Annotated in this window: 16 protein-coding genes and 7 pseudogenes; 9 read left to right on the top strand and 14 right to left on the bottom strand. The window is 68.5% G+C overall.

The window, feature by feature from the left end; genetic code table 11:
• Positions 1-140: 140 nt before the first annotated feature.
• Both ACWC94_RS34500 and ACWC94_RS34495 read left to right on the top strand, forming a co-directional pair.
• Positions 141-647: pseudogene (locus tag ACWC94_RS34500) on the top strand (Tn3 family transposase); the annotation flags it as partial.
• A 382-nt stretch (positions 648-1,029) separates the two neighbouring features.
• The gene (locus tag ACWC94_RS34495) at positions 1,030-2,280 is read left to right on the top strand and encodes a serine hydrolase domain-containing protein (protein WP_450801231.1); all 1,251 of its coding nucleotides are present in this window, start codon (positions 1,030-1,032) and stop codon (positions 2,278-2,280) included.
• A 73-nt stretch (positions 2,281-2,353) separates the two neighbouring features.
• Here ACWC94_RS34495 and ACWC94_RS34490 read toward each other — a convergent pair.
• Positions 2,354-2,794, bottom strand: a pseudogene (locus ACWC94_RS34490) (transposase family protein); the annotation flags it as partial.
• Positions 2,795-2,919: 125 nt separating this feature from the next.
• On the opposite strand from ACWC94_RS34490, the gene ACWC94_RS34485 reads away from it, so the two are divergent.
• Positions 2,920-3,555 carry an SMI1/KNR4 family protein gene (locus ACWC94_RS34485; RefSeq protein WP_450801230.1) on the top strand — a complete coding sequence of 212 codons (636 nt, stop codon included), beginning with the start codon at positions 2,920-2,922 and terminating at the stop codon, positions 3,553-3,555.
• A 44-nt stretch (positions 3,556-3,599) separates the two neighbouring features.
• Here ACWC94_RS34485 and ACWC94_RS34480 read toward each other — a convergent pair whose 3' ends face one another.
• From ACWC94_RS34480 to ACWC94_RS34470, 3 genes and pseudogenes are all read right to left on the bottom strand, one after another.
• Positions 3,600-4,238 (bottom strand): pentapeptide repeat-containing protein, encoded by a 639-nt coding sequence (locus ACWC94_RS34480; RefSeq protein WP_450801229.1) that lies wholly within the window; start codon positions 4,236-4,238, stop codon positions 3,600-3,602.
• A gap of 7 nt (positions 4,239-4,245) precedes the next feature.
• Positions 4,246-4,377 (bottom strand): annotated as a pseudogene (locus ACWC94_RS34475) (hypothetical protein); the annotation flags it as partial.
• A complete protein-coding gene (locus tag ACWC94_RS34470; RefSeq protein ID WP_450801228.1) occupies positions 4,364-5,299 on the bottom strand; it encodes a nucleotidyltransferase domain-containing protein in 936 nt (311 codons plus the stop codon). The pseudogene ACWC94_RS34475 and the gene ACWC94_RS34470, both read right to left, overlap by 14 nt.
• A gap of 39 nt (positions 5,300-5,338) precedes the next feature.
• Between ACWC94_RS34470 and ACWC94_RS34465 the strand changes: the two genes are divergently transcribed.
• Positions 5,339-5,551: a transposase gene (locus ACWC94_RS34465; RefSeq protein ID WP_450801227.1), complete on the top strand. Its 213-nt coding sequence runs from the start codon at positions 5,339-5,341 to the stop codon at positions 5,549-5,551.
• A 169-nt stretch (positions 5,552-5,720) separates the two neighbouring features.
• On the opposite strand, the gene ACWC94_RS34460 is transcribed toward ACWC94_RS34465, so the two are convergent.
• Together ACWC94_RS34460 and ACWC94_RS34455 are read right to left on the bottom strand one after the other, a co-directional pair.
• Entirely contained in the window at positions 5,721-6,554 is an 834-nt protein-coding gene (locus tag ACWC94_RS34460) for a class I SAM-dependent methyltransferase (RefSeq protein WP_450801226.1), read from the bottom strand.
• A 197-nt stretch (positions 6,555-6,751) separates the two neighbouring features.
• Positions 6,752-7,003, bottom strand: coding sequence for a hypothetical protein (locus ACWC94_RS34455; protein ID WP_450801225.1), 252 nt, complete (start codon positions 7,001-7,003; stop codon positions 6,752-6,754).
• A gap of 523 nt (positions 7,004-7,526) precedes the next feature.
• Between ACWC94_RS34455 and ACWC94_RS34450 the strand changes: the two genes are divergently transcribed.
• Entirely contained in the window at positions 7,527-7,673 is a 147-nt protein-coding gene (locus ACWC94_RS34450) for a hypothetical protein (protein WP_450801224.1), read from the top strand.
• Positions 7,674-7,770: 97 nt separating this feature from the next.
• Here ACWC94_RS34450 and ACWC94_RS34445 read toward each other — a convergent pair whose 3' ends face one another.
• Positions 7,771-8,538 carry a transposase gene (locus tag ACWC94_RS34445; protein WP_450801223.1) on the bottom strand — a complete coding sequence of 256 codons (768 nt, stop codon included), beginning with the start codon at positions 8,536-8,538 and terminating at the stop codon, positions 7,771-7,773.
• 527 nt (positions 8,539-9,065) lie between these two features.
• Positions 9,066-9,437: a hypothetical protein gene (locus ACWC94_RS34440; protein ID WP_450801222.1), complete on the bottom strand. Its 372-nt coding sequence runs from the start codon at positions 9,435-9,437 to the stop codon at positions 9,066-9,068.
• Between the two features lie 62 nt (positions 9,438-9,499).
• Between ACWC94_RS34440 and ACWC94_RS34435 the strand changes: the two genes are divergently transcribed.
• Positions 9,500-9,961, top strand: a complete 462-nt coding sequence (locus ACWC94_RS34435) for a MarR family winged helix-turn-helix transcriptional regulator (protein WP_450801221.1) — start codon at positions 9,500-9,502, stop codon at positions 9,959-9,961.
• Positions 9,962-10,828: 867 nt separating this feature from the next.
• Here the strand turns inward: ACWC94_RS34435 and ACWC94_RS34430 are convergent.
• Together ACWC94_RS34430 and ACWC94_RS34425 are read right to left on the bottom strand one after the other, a co-directional pair.
• Complete coding sequence (locus tag ACWC94_RS34430; protein ID WP_450801220.1) at positions 10,829-11,050, bottom strand: helix-turn-helix domain-containing protein; 222 nt, start codon at positions 11,048-11,050, stop codon at positions 10,829-10,831.
• Positions 11,050-11,541 (bottom strand): DUF2975 domain-containing protein, encoded by a 492-nt coding sequence (locus ACWC94_RS34425; protein WP_450801219.1) that lies wholly within the window; start codon positions 11,539-11,541, stop codon positions 11,050-11,052. The genes ACWC94_RS34430 and ACWC94_RS34425 overlap by 1 nt, the downstream gene beginning before the upstream one ends.
• Positions 11,542-11,660: 119 nt before the next feature.
• Here ACWC94_RS34425 and ACWC94_RS34420 point away from each other — a divergent pair.
• Positions 11,661-11,815 (top strand): annotated as a pseudogene (locus ACWC94_RS34420) (IS5/IS1182 family transposase); the annotation flags it as partial.
• 332 nt (positions 11,816-12,147) lie between these two features.
• On the opposite strand, the gene ACWC94_RS34415 reads toward ACWC94_RS34420, so the two are convergent.
• On the bottom strand, positions 12,148-12,375 hold the full coding sequence (locus tag ACWC94_RS34415) for a hypothetical protein (protein ID WP_450801218.1): 228 nt from the start codon (positions 12,373-12,375) through the stop codon (positions 12,148-12,150).
• Positions 12,376-12,520: 145 nt separating this feature from the next.
• Positions 12,521-12,928, bottom strand: coding sequence for a hypothetical protein (locus ACWC94_RS34410; protein WP_450801296.1), 408 nt, complete (start codon positions 12,926-12,928; stop codon positions 12,521-12,523).
• Between the two features lie 33 nt (positions 12,929-12,961).
• On the opposite strand from ACWC94_RS34410, the pseudogene ACWC94_RS34405 reads away from it, so the two are divergent.
• Together ACWC94_RS34405 and ACWC94_RS34400 are read left to right on the top strand one after the other, a co-directional pair.
• A pseudogene (locus tag ACWC94_RS34405) lies at positions 12,962-13,241 on the top strand (IS5/IS1182 family transposase); the annotation flags it as partial.
• Between the two features lie 315 nt (positions 13,242-13,556).
• A pseudogene (locus tag ACWC94_RS34400) lies at positions 13,557-13,727 on the top strand (amino acid deaminase/aldolase); the annotation flags it as partial.
• 19 nt (positions 13,728-13,746) lie between these two features.
• On the opposite strand, the gene ACWC94_RS34395 reads toward ACWC94_RS34400, so the two are convergent.
• Positions 13,747-14,676, bottom strand: a complete 930-nt coding sequence (locus ACWC94_RS34395) for a DUF2510 domain-containing protein (protein ID WP_450801217.1) — start codon at positions 14,674-14,676, stop codon at positions 13,747-13,749.
• 58 nt (positions 14,677-14,734) lie between these two features.
• A pseudogene (locus ACWC94_RS34390) lies at positions 14,735-14,998 on the bottom strand (SDR family oxidoreductase); the annotation flags it as partial.
• Positions 14,999-15,895: the final 897 nt, after the last annotated feature.

The raw sequence follows: 15,895 nt of genomic DNA, 5'->3' as shown, positions 1-15,895 counted from the left end.
AGCCATCGCTGAGCATCCGTCACCTGATGGGCACACAGTGCCGAACGACGACTCACGAGACGAGTTCGAAGCCATGCCCCGCGTCCCAGTTCGTCGTCGACGTCCTCGACGGCCTGATCCCTGGGTCCAGCGAACACAAGGCTTCGACGTTGGAACGCGTCCACGAGATCGCCGGCCTGCGGCTTGGCCGGGTGAACCTGTCCCGGGTGCCTCCGAACCGCCTGGCGGCGCTGGCACGGCAGGGGCTGGGAAGCAAGGCGCCGACGTTGGCCCGCATGCCGGAGCCGAAGCGGACGGCCATGCTGACCGCGGTGGTCCGTCATTTGGAGGCCGCCGCCATCGATGACGCGTTGGACCTGTTTGCGTTGCTGATGCAGGTGCGGCTGATCAGCACGGCGCGTCGGGCGACGGAGAGGGAGCGTCTGGCGAGGCTGCCCCGGTGGGAGAACGCGTCGCGGACGCTGGCGAAGGCTTCGCGGGACCTGATCGAGGAGATGGAATTGGTCGACGCGTGCCGGGCCGACCTGGACGTGGCCGCGTTGTGGCGGGCGGTGGAGACCGTCGCCTCCCGCGAGGAGGTGCGGCACGCGCTGACGCGGGTCGAGGAACTGGTTCCGCCGGACGGCGAGGCGGCGGAAGCGGCGATGCCAAGACCGGCAAGAACGCCGGGCGACATCCCTCTGTCGCCTCGCTGTACCACGGCGTCCATGACATCGGTCAATGCTCAACGCCAACCACTGTTCCATCGCTCCCCGAGGCCGGTTCCGCACCGAGAGAGAAGGGCGACCGCACTGCCTACGCCGCAGAGCGAGCCGTCACTGGCTACCTGGAGAAGGTCGCACCCCGACGCCCCGGCCCTTGGTCGGCCCGTGACACGTTTGCGGTCACCGCACCAGGCGGTCGGGGGCACGGGGGTTGTCCCCACCGTGCCTGGGGTGGCAACACCATGTGCCGGGCATCGGCTGGCGGCTTGACTGGGGTCTTGTCAGGTCAGCGCCGCACGTCGGCCGTCAGCCAAGGGGGATCAGCATGTACGTTGCCATGTCAGGGGCCATCAGGAGGACCGCCGTCGCACTCACCGTTGTGGCGGCGTCGGTGCTGGCGGTGATGCCTGCGGGAGCGCAGACGGCCGGGCGCCAGCAGCCGGAGCCGGTCGCGTCGCCGAGTCACGCCACCTACACCACCGCCGATCTGAGGCGTGACCTCGCCGCGGTCAGGACGGCCGGGGGAGGGGACGTGAACGTCGTCGCGCGGCTGGACGGGCCGCAGGGAGTGCTGCGAGCGCGGTACGGCACGGCGGGGGTCGGATCAAAAGCGCCGGTGCCCTGGGACGCGCAGTTCCGGGTGGCGAGTACCACGAAGGCATTCACGGCGGTGGTCGTACTTCAACTGGTCGCGCAGGGAAGGCTTTCGCTCGACGACACGGTCGAGCACTGGCTGCCCGGCGTGGTTGACGGGCACGGCAACGACGGGTCACGCATCACGGTACGGGACCTGCTCCAGCAGACGAGCGGCATCTACGACTACATCACCGACCCCGAGGTGCAAGACCGCATCCTCAACCACTTCGAGGAGAGCCGTTACGACGCGACGCCGCCGGGGGAACTGGTCGCCATCGCGATGCGGCACCGCCCCCTGTTCACGCCGGGACCCGCAGGGTCGCAGCGGCAGTGGTCGTACTCCAATACCAACTATCTGCTCGCGGCGATGATCGCCCAGAAGGCGGACGCCGGCGGCGCTACCTGGCGGGAGCAGGTCGAGCATCGGATCATCGCCCCCCTCGGGCTGCGGCACACCTACATCCCCGGCGATAACCCCTTCCTGCTCGGCCCGCATGTGCGGGTCACGGTCGACGGCCCCGGCGGCACACCGCTCGACCTGACCGAGCAGAGCCTCCAGCACACCGCGGACTCCGGCGTCGTCAGCACCGCGTCCGACCTTGACATCTTCTTCAAGGCGCTGGCGGCGGGGAAGCTGCTGCCGGCCCAGCAGTGGCGGCAGATGCGCGAGACCGTCCCGTACGACGATCTGCCGGTGCCGCCGACTGGCAAGCGGGGCGGGTACGGACTTGGCCTGCGCGAGATCCCGCTGACATGCGGCGGGGTGTACTACCTGCACGAGGGCGACGGGCTCGGCGTTTACACCAGGCCCGCCGTGAGCGAGGACGGCCGTCGGGCCGTGACCGTGTCGGTGACCACCACCACCGCCCTGGTCGATCAGACGAAGGTCAACCAGGCCGTCCAGACACTCACCGACCACGCGCTGTGCGGTCACGGCTAGGGGTTTCTTCTGGATCATTTCACCGGGCGGGCCCCGCGGAGGGTGAGGACGGCCTGGACAAGGCAGGTGATCCGGGTCGTCGAGCACCGGAACTTGCGGAGGATCCGCCCTTGTCGGCCCAGCAGGTGATGTCGGCCTCGGCAAGGGCGTCGACAATTCCGTGTTCGCGGGCCGCGCGGACGTCATGGACAGCGCCAGGCAGGGCCGGTGAGGCCCACCACAGCCGGCCAAAGGGATCGGCGAGGACCTGCACGTTCATCCCGTGTCTCTTGTGCTTGCCGGAGTAGAAGGGCCGGTCTGCGGCGATGCGGTCGATCGGCAGAAGTGTGCCGTCCAGGAGAAGGTACGCCTTCACCGACGCGGCGCGGACGGCGTCGGCCAGGGTGGGCGCGAGGGTGGCCAGGAGATCGACGGCCTCGGTGACGTAGCGGTAGGCGGTCGCTGTTCCGACGCCGAATCCGGCCGCGAGCTGGGCATAGGTGTGTCCCACCCGCAGGTGGGCGAGCGCGAGAACGTTGTCAGCCCAACAGCCGAGCTCTGCCCTCAGCTTGGCAAAGGCTCACTGTTGGACGGGTGTGGCGTGGGGCCTGTCAGTGCATGCAGCTACGGTGAGCCTCCGACGCCGATCGAGGGAGTGCCGTGTCCGTCCAGAACTCTTTGCAGGCGCTGCTCAGTCTTGTCTCCCCACAGCACGGGGCTGATGAGCAAGTGGACTGGCCGGCAGCGGAGCAGGTGCTGGGTACCCGTCTCCCGAGCGATTACCGAGCTTTCATGTCCGTCTACGGCGCGGGTGATATCGGAGAACTCGGAATCCTGGGACCTGTGCCTGTCGACTACCTGCAGTGGGATCCTGGGAGCATTCTGGACAGCAAGCCTACGTTTCAGGACCTGTGGGACAGGGAGGGCGGTGTCCCCGGCATCGCGGCGGCCAGCGGTGCCGTTCTGCCCTGGGGCTCTGGCTGCAATGCCAACGAGTTGGGTTGGCTGATGCTTGACCGGAACCCGGACAAGTGGCCGGTGGTGGCCTGGCGTCGACAGATCCGTTACGGCGACTCCAGATGGGCACTCTTCGACTGCGGCATGGTCGACTTCCTGGTCAAGATGATGCGAGCCGAGTTCGACGTATGCCCTCTTGGTGACGCCTCCCTCTGGGGCGCGACTGCTCCTTTCGTGCACTGGCGTGAGCAGCAGCGCCGCTGGCTTGCGGGCCTTGATCCCGAGACGGGCGAGCCTGATCCGCTCGTGCAGGACTTTCTTCAGCGGCCCGCACCCTGACCAAGGAGCTCGCCAACCTGCTCATCAGCCAGGTCGGCAAAGGCTCAGTCGCTCGAGTCGGTGTCGGTCAGGACCAGATGTGCAGCGTCCACGCCCGGCACTGAAGTGACCTTCACACTCGGGTCGCGGTCGCCCAGAAGTGTTGCTTCCGCTGTGTGCCTGGTGGCGGTGAGCTGTGGTGTGGTGGTCAGGGGCACAGGTGCGGCCAGTACCGCTCGGCTGAGGTTCACGCTGGCGTACCGCAGGCGCAGGGTTGCCATGGAATCCCACCGAGTCCGAACGCATTGGACCTCGGCTGCCGCGATTTCCAATATCGCGGGTGCGCCGAAAGCGCTGTCCGACGGATCGACCTGACCAGCGCATATCATGGGCTCCAGCGTCGAGAGAGACGGGAAGTTCGCCTCACGGAACGCGGCGTCCAGTGCGAATGTCGCATCACCGAACCGGACGTCACTGGAGAATTCAACCTGGCGGAAGCCTGCAGGGCCGGTGAAGGCCGTCCCGTCGAATTTGGCGGCGCCGGTGAAGGCCGCCCTGTCGAACTCGGCAGGCCCGGAGAACCTGGCGCCGAACGAAGCCTGCTGGACCGGTGAAGGCCACCCGGCGGAACCTGGCGGCGCCGGTGAACGCGGCCTCGTCGAACTCGGCAGGCCCAAAGAACGTCGCGCCGGCGAACCCGGCATGGGCGCTGAATGTCGCCCCGGTGAACCCGCCGACCCCCTTGAACGTCGTACCGGAGAACCCGGCGGGTCCCTGGAACCCCGCACGGGGGAAGCCGGCGGGGCCGGTGAAGATCACCAGGCTGAATTCAGCGTGGTCCATGAACTGTGTGCCGGCGAACCCGGTGCGATACCGGAGAAGGTGGCTCCGTCGAACCCCGCGACGCCGGAGAACCTCGCTCCGTCGAAACGCGCATTGCCCAATCGTGCTTTGCCGGTGGCAGGGTCGTGCAGGGTGCGGAGAAGGTCACGCAGGAGGGGTTCGGTGAACGGAGTGCCGCGATAGTCGACGTCGGCTCCGGGGTCGGCCCCGCAAGGTGCGTGGTGCGGTCGGCGTCGGCCAAATGGGCCAGACAGCAGGTGTCGTGGTGGATACGAATGCCCCGGCAGCCGACGAAGGGAGGGGCAGTCGTACCGTGTCCGCAGCGGGGCCAGGAAGGTGTGGACGCCGGGGGCTGTGCGGACGTCGCCTGGCAGGTCTGCAGAAGGCTGCTCAGGACACCGGCGGGGTCGCGCAGAATGCGGGCTCCATCGGCGACCACGTGCTCTGTGCCGGGATCGACAGGGGCGGTGCTTGCCCAGCTGAGGCCACCGAAATTCAGCTCTCTTTCCAGGCCCGAGGTGGTGGAGAAGCGTCGTTCTACGACCGCTCCCCATGACTGAGTCCCTATCAAGGTGCCGAGGGCGAGCCCGTCGGCCCATACGCCGTCCGCGTATCTGCTCTCGTCCGTGGTGAGGAGGACCAGGTCGATGTCGGAGTCAGGTCGGGCGGCATTTCGGGCGCAGGAGCCGACGAGGAGCACGCCCACGATATCGTGGTGTTTCGCGGCCCAGCGCGTGACGCCGTCAGTGATCTCTTCGATCTCAGCGAGCCGATCTGGTGAGATGCTGCGGCCGTTCGCCGGCTGCCCGTCACGATGCACCGGGCTGGCCTCCTTATCGGGTGGCGGTGAGTGAACATGACATGGTGTCTCAACGGCCTGCAGGAACAGAGCACTTGCTGAGCAGAGCCCTGCCTGACGCATGGGTTGTTTCGTTCAGCCCTACCGGCCATTGGTCTGTGTGTGCCGTTGGCTGACGCGCAGGGGGCGCGCATCGAGCCGTTACTCCCAGACCGGACGCCGAAACGGCGTGGCCGGTGGCGTGATCCCCGGGAGGTGATCGACGCGATCGCGTTCACGTTCCAGACCGGAACGCAGTGGGCCCACCTGCCCGAGAGAAGTACGGCACTTGGCGAGGCGGCCAGGTGCAGGGAACCATCAAGGCTAACCAACTGAAAGCCATGCCCGGTGCCTCTGGATCTCTGGACCTTACGACGGCCCGTCCAACCCGCCACCAACGTAGGACCAACTGGCCCGCTCTCGACATCGCCCCTGCTCACCGGGCAGGCCCCGGTGAGGGCGGTGCTGCATGGGGCGGAGAGGGCAGGACTCGAACCAGCGTGTGTCACGGTGTGCCGTCGGCCGGTGTGGTCGGCGGTGGGGTGTGCGGCGGGCGGCGGCCCCAGGCGGAGACGGTCATCTGGGGGATGTCGATGAACGCCGGGTCCTGCAGCAGTTCGGTGAACTCGCCGAGGTCCTTCTCGGTGACGAGGCCGTCGGCCAGGAGGGCGGGGGCCGTTCGCTGGATGAGCGGGCGCCAGCGGTCCTTGTCGCCTCCCCCCATGCGGCCGAGGTTTCCGGCGTAGGTCACCTCGGTCAGTGCGTTGCGGGCGAGCAGCGCGGGCAGTCTGCGGGCCCAGGTCATGTCGGCGCCGTGCTGCCGGCAGGTGTGCTGGTAGGCGGTGAGGAGGCGCTGGACCAGTGGGAAGGGTGAGTCGGTGGGTGGCAGGTCGTAGGGTTCTTCGACGACGAGCCAGCCACCGGGGGAGAGCCAGCCGGCGGCCCGGGCGATCATCTCGTCCCGGTCGGGAAGGTGACAGAACAGGTAGCGGGCGTGGATGAGGTCGAAGGTGCCGGGCGCGTAGTCGTGGTGTGTGATGTCGGCTTCCTGGATCTCCAGGTTGGCGGCCCGGCCGGCCTCGAGATGGCGGGTGTCGAGGTCGACGGCGACCACGCGGCCGTCCGGGCAGCGGGCGGCGAGCCAGTAGGCGATGGAGCCGGCGCCCGCGCCCAGTTCCAGGCAGTTCCAGGACGGCTGGACGGGAAGGCCGTCGATGATGTTTGTGGTGAACGCGTCCACGCTGCGCTGTATGGACTCCAGGCGGTCGCGTTCTTGTGGGTCGTCGTTGCCGAGCATGCCGGTGTTGTAGGGGGTGGTGGCGGCTTGGTGTTGTGTCACGGGTTTCGCCTGTTCGTGGGAGGAGTGACTGGGGCGGCGGTCGTCGGCACGTGCCGTCCGGTGCGGTCCGGCGTGAGGGCGGCGCGCGAGAGCGAGGACGGCTTGGGGCATGGCGTTTGCCCTCGCGGAGGCGTTCTTTCCGAAGGAACAGGCGCTCGGCCGGCCGACCGAGTGCCTGCCGGAACTCATGTTACGAATCAGTCGAGTTGCGTGACGGCCGGGTTGTCGCCGGTCGCACCGGTATCGGCGGCCGGCAGGGTGGTGTGTGGGCGGTGTTGTGGACATGAGACCCACGAGTGGGCGGCGGTGTCGGTGGCGATGCCGACCGGGCTCAGCCCGAGCACTCCATGGAGCCTTACCGAGGTGTAGACCGGGCAGGAGAAGGCGGCGGACATGGCGACGGCGCCGAGCGTGACGCTGACACGCCACTCAGGGGTGCTCTCGTACATGATCGACACCCACCGGAGACGGTCGGCTACCGAGCCGTGGCCGCGACTCGCGGAAGAGAGCACATCCCCCGACGCGGTCATGCACGACGCCCTCTTCAGCGGGCACACCGGCGGCGAGGACACCCTTGCACGAGAGCCCACTCGTTGACAGGCCCGCTTGGCATCATGCCCGCATGGACTTCGACCTCGCCCCACCGACCGGCGTCGGCCCCTTGCGGATCGGTATGACTCGGCACGCGGCCAACACGGCACTGGACTCGCTCCGTGATCCTTCCGCAGTATCGGAGTCCGACCGGCCTGGTCAGCACGTTTTCCGTCCCAGCGGACTGATGATCAGCATCCACTGAGTGCGCGACATGCTCGAAGCCATCGAACTGGGGAGACCGTCGACAGCGACGGACCGAGTGCTCTTCCAGGGTGTGGACGTGTTCGCGCTTCCGGCCGAGAGGTCATCCGGCGCGTAGGTGAGGTCACCTCCATCCAGGAAGATCCCGACGACGCTGCTTCATTCATCGCCCAGGACTTGCTGCTGAGCTTCTGGCGCCCGTTCGCCGCCGACGACGAGTCAGAGGAAGAGCAGGGCCACTACTTCAACTCGGTCCTGGTGGCACAGCCTGGCTACTACGACACCCCTGCTCCGGCTGCGGAGCGATTCCAGCAGAGCTCGTGACGACGTGATCACGGGAACACCGGAGATCGTCATTGGCCTGGTCATACGTGCTCTCCAGTGCCCTCGGTGCTAGAGGTTGTCCCGTATGGGGCGTGAGTTATCCAGCGAGGGCCAGGTTGTGGAGCCGGGCGATGCCGAGCATCGCGTGGTGAACGCCGTGGCCCTTGAGTCGACAGTCCCGCAGAATTTTCCAGTTCTTCAGCCGGGACAAGGCGTGTTCCACCCGGGCCCGCGCCCGGCGGTGGACGGCGTTCTCCGCCTCTTGCCGTGGGCTGAGGTGCATCTGACCTCGTCGTTTGCGGTGCGGGATGAGCAGGCCGGTGCCCTGGTATCCGCCGTCGGCGATGGTCGGTGCGCCGCGGCAGACCCGGTCGACGCCGGACTCCGTGAACGCCCGGCAGTCGTTGCGGCTGCCGGGCAGCGGCAGGCCGATCGCCACCACCAGGCGGCTGTTGGCGTCGATCACGACCTGCAGGTTCGTCGAGTACCGATAGTTCTTACTGGACGCGGCCACGCTGCGATCACGGGTGGGCACCAGGGTCCCGTCGATGATGTAGACGGTGTCTTTGCGTGGCCGCCGGGCCGGCGAGATGGCCAGCAAGGGCGCCAGGTGATCGAGGATGCGGTCAGCCGCAGACTTCGAGACCCCGAACAACGGCGCCACCTGCCGCAACGTCAAGTTCGTGCGCCAGTACGTCGCCACCAGCAACACCCGGTCCTCCAGCGGCAGCCGCCAAGGACGGCCGCGCTGAACATCACCACCGCGACGCCGCACCAACGCCACCAGTCTGGCGAACTGCGACTCGCTCAGCCCGGAGAACGGCTCGATCCACTTCGGATCATCCGCTGAGATCACCCCACCCATGCCCAGCCAACGCAACAACCGCCCCACCGGTTACGGGACAACCTCTAGGCCGTCGTCGTCGGTACAAACTCCGAAGGGGCCATGGAGCCCCGGCTCCTCGGCGCCAGCAGCCCCGCGCCGATCAATGTGCTAGGTCCGAAGAACGATGGCTGAGCTTCTCAGGTGGGATTCAGCGCGGGAAGAAGCCGGTTCCGGCGTAAGGCTCGGGCTCAAGTGAGAGGACGGTGACCGGGTCCCCGGCCTTGGCGGCCTGACCCGGCCGGTGCGTCGCGCGGCCTCGACGTACAGCCCGGTGAAAAGGCGTCCGCCCGGCAGGGGGCGGCTACAGCCTGGCGAGCCTCGCACCTGTCGCGCTTGGTCGACTCGAAGCACTCGTACGCAGCCGGCTCAGACGGCTTCAGTTTCGCTCCAACGGCTCCGGTATCGCTCCAAGCTCCTCGACGGCTTCATCACGGAAACCGGGCTCTCTCCCCGATCTCTCAGGCAGCCGCCCTGAGACTGGCTTGAAGATGCAGGCCAATGAGCGTTCAGTGCGTGTGGAACCACCACGCCGACGCGAGGTGAAGAACACCGAGGAGGCCGGCGGAGATGGTCATGCCCCTGTTGCGCTGCTGTACGCCGATCGCGGAGTCGCCGGTCTGGGCCAGGCCGGCGATGGCGAGAACGGGGGCGACGGCGGACCGGTCGCCCATGGCGAACAGGGCCAGGGTGACGGCGGCGAGGGGGATCGCCCGGGCTCCATAGGCGTTCGCGTAGAGATGTGTGCCCCCGTTGACGGCCATGCCCTTGGGCAGGGCGAGGCCAGGCCTGATCATTCCGGCGATGCAGAAGCCAGCCGAGGTGAGGGAGGCGAGGCCGTTCGCGGCAATGAGGATGGCCTGGAGCATGGACGAGTTCACAGTTACGTCTCTCCGTGAATCATTCTGGCTCTGAATGGTTTTTGGAAGCTATCATTTTCCCCATGAGCGATGTCAATGGGGCGACAGCCGGCGATGCCTCGGGCCTGACCTCGACTGTGGTGTTCAGGCTCGGCACTCTCGGCACGGAGGTCACCGACCGGTTTGCACGGGAGATCGAGGGGCTGAGCCTCAAACCCAAGCACGTCGGTCTGATGGCTGCGCTCCGCCGTGCTGCCGTGGCGTCCCAGCAGGAACTGGCCATGCGGATGGGGGTTGCGCCCAGCCTGATGGTGTCGCTGGCCGACCACCTGGAGGGTCTCGGCGCGGTTCAGCGGATCCGGGATCCCCAGGACCGCCGACGGCAGGTGCTGACACTCACCGAGGAGGGGCAAGGCCTGCTGGACCGCTGCACGTCCCTGGCCCGGGCCCTGGACGAGGAGTTCGTGGCCGGGCTGACGGAGGAGCAACGCAAGGCGCTGGACGAGGCGCTGCGCATGATGGCGAACCGTGCCGGCCTTCCGTAGGGGACCGGGGAAACGGGACGGCCCCTCACTCATCGGTCGTGAGCGAGGGGCCGTTGCTGTCTTTGGCGCTTCGAGGTGGCGGAAGTCAGCAGACTCTGGGTCGGCCTCCCGCCGCCGTCACCCTGAAGCGTCGAAATCAGTAGCGCTGGCACCACGCCGTCGAACTCCTGGGGGTGCCGCCGAGTTGCGCCCGCGGCCAGGTCGCCAGCGCACCCGCCCATGACCTCGCCCAGGAAGTGCGCCTCCAGCGCGCGGCCCGCAGGCGGCGCAGTAGGGCAGGGTCACGATGTCCATCTCCCTTCGCGCTCTCGTGGTCCATCGCGTAGGTGTGCTCGGGATTCCCCGCTCGCGCGGGGACGGTCCCGCCGGGCCCGGAGCGTTTCGACGAGGTGGGCGGTGCTTCCCCAGGCCTGCGGAGATGGCCCAAGATGAGGCTGGTGACATCGCTTTGGCTCTGCCGACCGGTCGGCAGGCGGGTGGGGTCGGGCAGTTCGGCCTCATAGGAGGCAGCCCGGCCCGTACCCTCGGAGTGCCTACGGCGTCAGGTAGCGGGCGCCGAACCCTGGAGGCAATACCTCGTGCTGATTGCTCAGCGTCCTTCGTTGACCGAAGAGGTCGTCGACGAGTCGCTTCCTGTGGATCACTGGGGCAAGGCTACGGGTTGGCGCCTTGGATGACCTGCCGTCCGGAGGCCAGGGTGCCCGACATGAGGCGCTGGACGCCTTCTCCGCGGAGCGTCACGAGAGGATCGGGCACCTCGGCCAGATGCTCCAGCAGGCCCGGCGTCTCCCCGGGTACGGACCCGGGATGCTCGCGGAGTTGGTCAAAGGCGAGCGGGATCGGCGATGACGCGTCGGCAGGCACGGTTCATTCGTCCGCGGTGTCCTCGGCCTCCCAGCGCAGCAGGTCGCCTGGCTGGCACTCGAGCACCTCGCAGAGCGCGGCGAGCGTCGCGAATCGCACCGCCTTGGCGCGGCCGTTCTTGAGTACGGCCAGGTTGGCGGGCGTGATCCCTACGCGGTCTGCGAGTTCACCCACGGACATCTTCCGCCTGGCCAGCATCACGTCGATGTCGACGGCGATCGGCATCAGATCACCTCGTCCAGCTCGGCCTGCATCTGCGCCGCTTCGGCGTCGCGGGCCACGGCTTGGGCGAGCAGCATCCGCAGCACGAGCACGATGAGCGCGACTCCCAGGATGGCCACGCCAATTCCGCCCATGATGAGGGTGACGCCCGGGTCGTCCCGCTGACCGGGCGCATTCACGGCCGTGACCGCGAACCACAGGAGAGCAGCCGCAACGATCGCGCCGATGATGACGTCCACGTACCGGAAGGCGGCGTGGGAGAACACGGTTCCGCGTCGCACCATCGTTACCAGTCGCCATACACAGACCAGGGCGACCTGGGCCGTCCCGATGCCCAGGATCGTGATCACGCGCAGCGGGGTCAGTGGGAGCGACCCGTCCTCCGGGTCCCTCCCGCTGACCAACGCCCACATCATCAATGCCTGTACGAACACGGTGCCGGTGAGCACCACCACGAGCACGACGCGCAGCGCGCGCACTGTCAGCTGTCCCATGCCCCACCATTCCATCGAGCTACGATGGGAATCTATCGAATATCGATAGGTGAGGCAAGGGTTGGGTCGGAGGGCGGCGGTGGTTTCGCACCATGGCGGGACGCCGTCACCCCTCCGCGCAGGAGTCTGGGTTCGGCCCGGGCCTACCTGCTGGCGGTGGCTGGCCGAGTGGCAGGAGGCCGGGGTGTGGAAGGAGCCTGAGCGGGCGCTGCTGGGCGGATCGCTGGCGGCGGACCCCCTGGACTTCCACCGCGTCACCCATCACGTGAGCTACCGACGAAACGGCGTTCGCGGGGTGACGGAACGGGGCGGGCACCAGTCGGTGGGGCGGCCGCTTCACGTGCGGCTGTCCGTGCTCGTCCAATCGAGGCGTTTGCTCAGCGAACCCAGTCGTTTCGGCTTTGTATCAGCGATACCGGATCGCGCGGGCGATCGCACCGGGGACCGGGGCAACCTCTTCCGGCTCTGTGACAAGTTGGCGACCGGTCCGGAGCAGAGCCACCACAGGGCCGCCTGCTGTAAGCGCGGGTCACGCGGCGGGCGGCTTGCGGGCTTCGACCGCTACGACACGGAAATGGGAGTCGCGGGGGCTGAAAGGCGCGCCGGTCAGGCGGCCTCCTGGCGCTCCGCCACCTTCCGCGTCTTCACCCCGCCGACGATGAGCGCCAGCCCCACGACGACGATGCCGAGGTAAGCGGTGGACGGCAGGTCGACGATGTTGTGCATCCAGCCCCACTCCGTGCCGAAGAAGGTCTGCGAAACGAAGCTGACGAGCCCCTGCGCTCCTACGACGTAGCCGATGCTTTCGACGGTGTATCCGATGGTTGTTCGCACGGATCAACCCTCTCGCGGCGGCACCGCAAGGTCGTCCTCCGCAGGGCCGAAAACACAGTAGGCCAAAGGATGCAGTCGCTTGCGGAGAGCACCGGCAGAGCACCCCGCCGCGGCAGAGAGTGGTCGACACCAGATGGCTCGGAGATCACGCCCTACGCCCAGGGCATGGGCCGTCGACCTTCCAGACCACGCCCAGCGCCTCGTTGAACCGGTGCCGGGGCATGCCGACTGCCCGCCCCGCCTCGATGGCCGTGATCTGCCCGGCATCCGCCTGCTCCCGCAGGTACTGCCACAGCTTCGTGCGGATGACCGCAGCCTCGCCCATCACGTCCTTCCGGTCGACCGCGGCCGTGTCGCCCTCCAGCTCGCTGGCTGTCCTCTCCGCATGCTTCAGCACCAGCGGCAACTCGTCGGAAGCCGGGAAGCACTCGAACTCCGGTTCAGCGCCCGCCTGGTACATATCCCGGAGCCGGTCCACAAGTGCCACCGTGTCGATCTCACCAAGCCGGATCGCAGGCCGCTTCGGACGCGGCTTCTTCGCCTGTGCCACCACGCCAGAAGGCTGCGCTCCACGCCGACTCCCACCCTGCCGCCGGTGCGGGGCAAGTGGGGCTGGCCCCGGCGCAAGCCCCGCGCGGTGAATGCCGATCGCGGCTACGACCACGACAGCCACCGCCGCCGTCTGCGTGAGCGCGGCATCGCCCCGAAGAAAGCCAGGCGCGGACCGCCGCACGGCTCGGGCCTGGGCGGGACGTGCTGGGTCGCCGAGTTCGCAATCGCCTGGTTCCACGGCCCGCGCCGCTTACCGGGTCCGCTGGGAGAGCCGCCACGACATGCACGACATCTTCCTTCAGCCTGCCCAGTGTGCCGCCGGACTGCTCGTGCGGCACTGGCCGCGGCTGTGGATCGCCGTGCGAAAGCCGGAGCGCACATGCCGGGAGCAGCGGCTCCCCGAGCTGGTGACGGCCGCCGCTGCGGCATGAGACTTCCTGATCTGCATCGGCGCCCTGCTCAGCGACGCCCCGGACACCGGGCCGACCGTCCTGGCGCCGCTTGCCTGTCTTCCTCTTGATCATTGGCACTGGGTCTTGCGGAAATGCCGGAATCCAGGCTTCGGGAGCAGCGGCCGTGTCGGCTGGCTGTGTCGGGGTGGTGCGTGGGGCGCCGCGGGGCCGCAACCGGCTGCGTTGGGCGCGCCCGCCAACGACCTCCTCATCGGCGACAAGGTGTGGTTCCGGCATGCCAAGACGGGCGAGCTGTGCGAAGGGTTCGACACGCTGCACCTGATCGAGGGCGACGAGGTCACGGCGACCGTGCCGACGTATCGCGGAGAAAGCCGGACGTTTCTGTGACGGCCGGGCGGCGCCCCGGTCAGACGCTGCTGCCGCCGCTACCGCTACCGCCGCCGTCGAGGCGCTCGATGCCATCAGTGATCCACTGCATGTCCGTCACGGACGGGCCCCTGCTGTTGTTGTCGAAGCCGAAGCCGAGCAACAGATAGCGGCCCTGGACCCGCGGCGAGGGAAACACCACCGCTTCCACGACGGCGCCGGCCCCCGTGTCCGTGCTGATCTTCCAGCGGATGAAGTACCCCTTCCGGCCCGCAACCGTCACAGCCCCCGCAGCGGTCCGGCGATGTCCGGTGATGCCGCCGTAGTCCTTCCGGCCGCTCGTGTTGGTCCCGTACGTGCTCTGCGCGACCTCGCCGATTTCGGCCTGTGCCAGCTCCTTGAGAGTCAGGTCGCCAGGATGGGCGATGCCCCGCGTGTACGCCCCGCCGGGCAGGCAGGAGTCGGCGGGCACCGCCGGGCAGTGGTACACGGTGCCGTACCCGAGGCCCGCGCCGGTCTTGGTGGAAGTGCCCCGCCAGCCGCGCAGCACGGGGACGCGAAGGCCGTTGACCGCGTCGTCGACGTGTCCGGTGACGGCCGGGCGCTGCCCCGGGGGCCGGCTCCCGCCATGGTGGCGGTCCTCGCCCGCGGATCCGGAAGGCTTCGGCTGGGCGCGGTGCGACGCCGAGGGGCTCGGCGCGTGCGAGTCAGGGGAGGCAGAACCGTGGGCCGACGGCGCCTTGCGACCGCCGTCGCCGCCGGTCAGCACCACCGCCGCCGTGACGCCCCCGGCGACCAGCACGAGGGCGCCGGCTATGAGGCCCACGACCAGGCCGCGGCGCCGCTTGCCCCCGCCGGGCGGCTGTGGCGCCTGCACATGCTCGGTCCAGGTCGTGCCGTCCCACCACCGATGCCCGGCCGGGCCGCCGGCCTCATGCCACGGGTCCGGATACCACCCAGGGGTCGCCATATCCACAGCGGCACCCTACCCTCACGCACTGACGGCGGGATTGGCCGTCCCGCCCGCCTTACAACGGTGTCACGTACGCGCCCGAGATCCCGCCGTCCACCAGGAAGTCGGCGGCGTTCACAAAGGAGGGGTGGCCGCTGGCGAGGAACGCGACCGCCGCGGCGATCTCCTCAGCCTCCGCGAATCGGCCGACCGGGATGTGCACCAGGCCTCGCGCAGCCCGCTCTGGGTCCGTGGCGAACAGCTTCCGCAGAAGGGGGGTTGACCGGGGTGGGGCACGGGCGTTGACCCGGATGCCTTCCCGCGCGGTCTCCACGCCCAATAACGAGTTGGTGCGTGATGGCGGGTGAGGCGTGCCGGCCCGGTTGAGGGCTGCTGTTGGCGAAGGTGCCACCCACGCCGATCAGGGCAGCGACGGTTCCCCACTGCTCTCCCATGGGGAACATCCTGCCGCGCCCCGCGGTAGCCGGTGGTGGGTGTAGGAATCTCCACGGAGGGAATGCACCAGGGCAACGGAAGTCAGTGGTCAGGGGGATGCACATGCCAGACGTGGCGCCAACAGCGTCACCGGCATGCCGAACCCGGTGACGGGCCACCTCTGACGGGGCCGAGTCGAGCGACCTCCCGACATCACGGGCAGCACCCTCGCTCCGACAGCACGCCCCTCGGCGAGACTCTGGTTGGGTCTGTCGTCAGACCAGACCTGGCCCCCGCGCTTCCGGAAGGCCGAGATTCCGTGCTGTCCATCCTCTCCGCGGTCCCCCCGTGGGCCGCGGCGTGCCTCGTCGTCCTGACCACCGTCACCACCACCCTGCTCGCCCTGGCGCGCGTCTTCGTGCGTGCCCTCCCTCAGGCGTCGGCGGACCGGCTGGAGTGGTGGCGTGCGGTGCTCAACCACCGCCTCGCGTCCCGCCGACTGAGGGACGAGCACGGGGAGGCTCCCCCGGCGATGGCTGGCGGTCCGTCTGGAGGTGCCGCACCCGCGGCGCGTACTGCACGTCCATCTCCACCCCCACCGTTCATTGCCCAGGCGACGCAAGCTGTGGCGGACTGTGTGACGACAGGCGCGGCTCCGTCTTCACCGCCCTGGTCAGCTGGCTCCGAACATGATCGACCGGACAAGTCCTAGTAGTGCTTCGTTAGGTTCTGGCTCTGGTTCTGCTGGTCGGCAGGGGTCGGCCGCAGGTGGTGCAGGTGCCGGTCCAGCACCTCAACAGGT

This window comes from Streptomyces sp. NPDC001135 (assembly GCF_053598395.1).
Note: the sequence above shows the minus strand (reverse complement) of the source record. Positions and strands in the feature narration are given on the sequence as shown.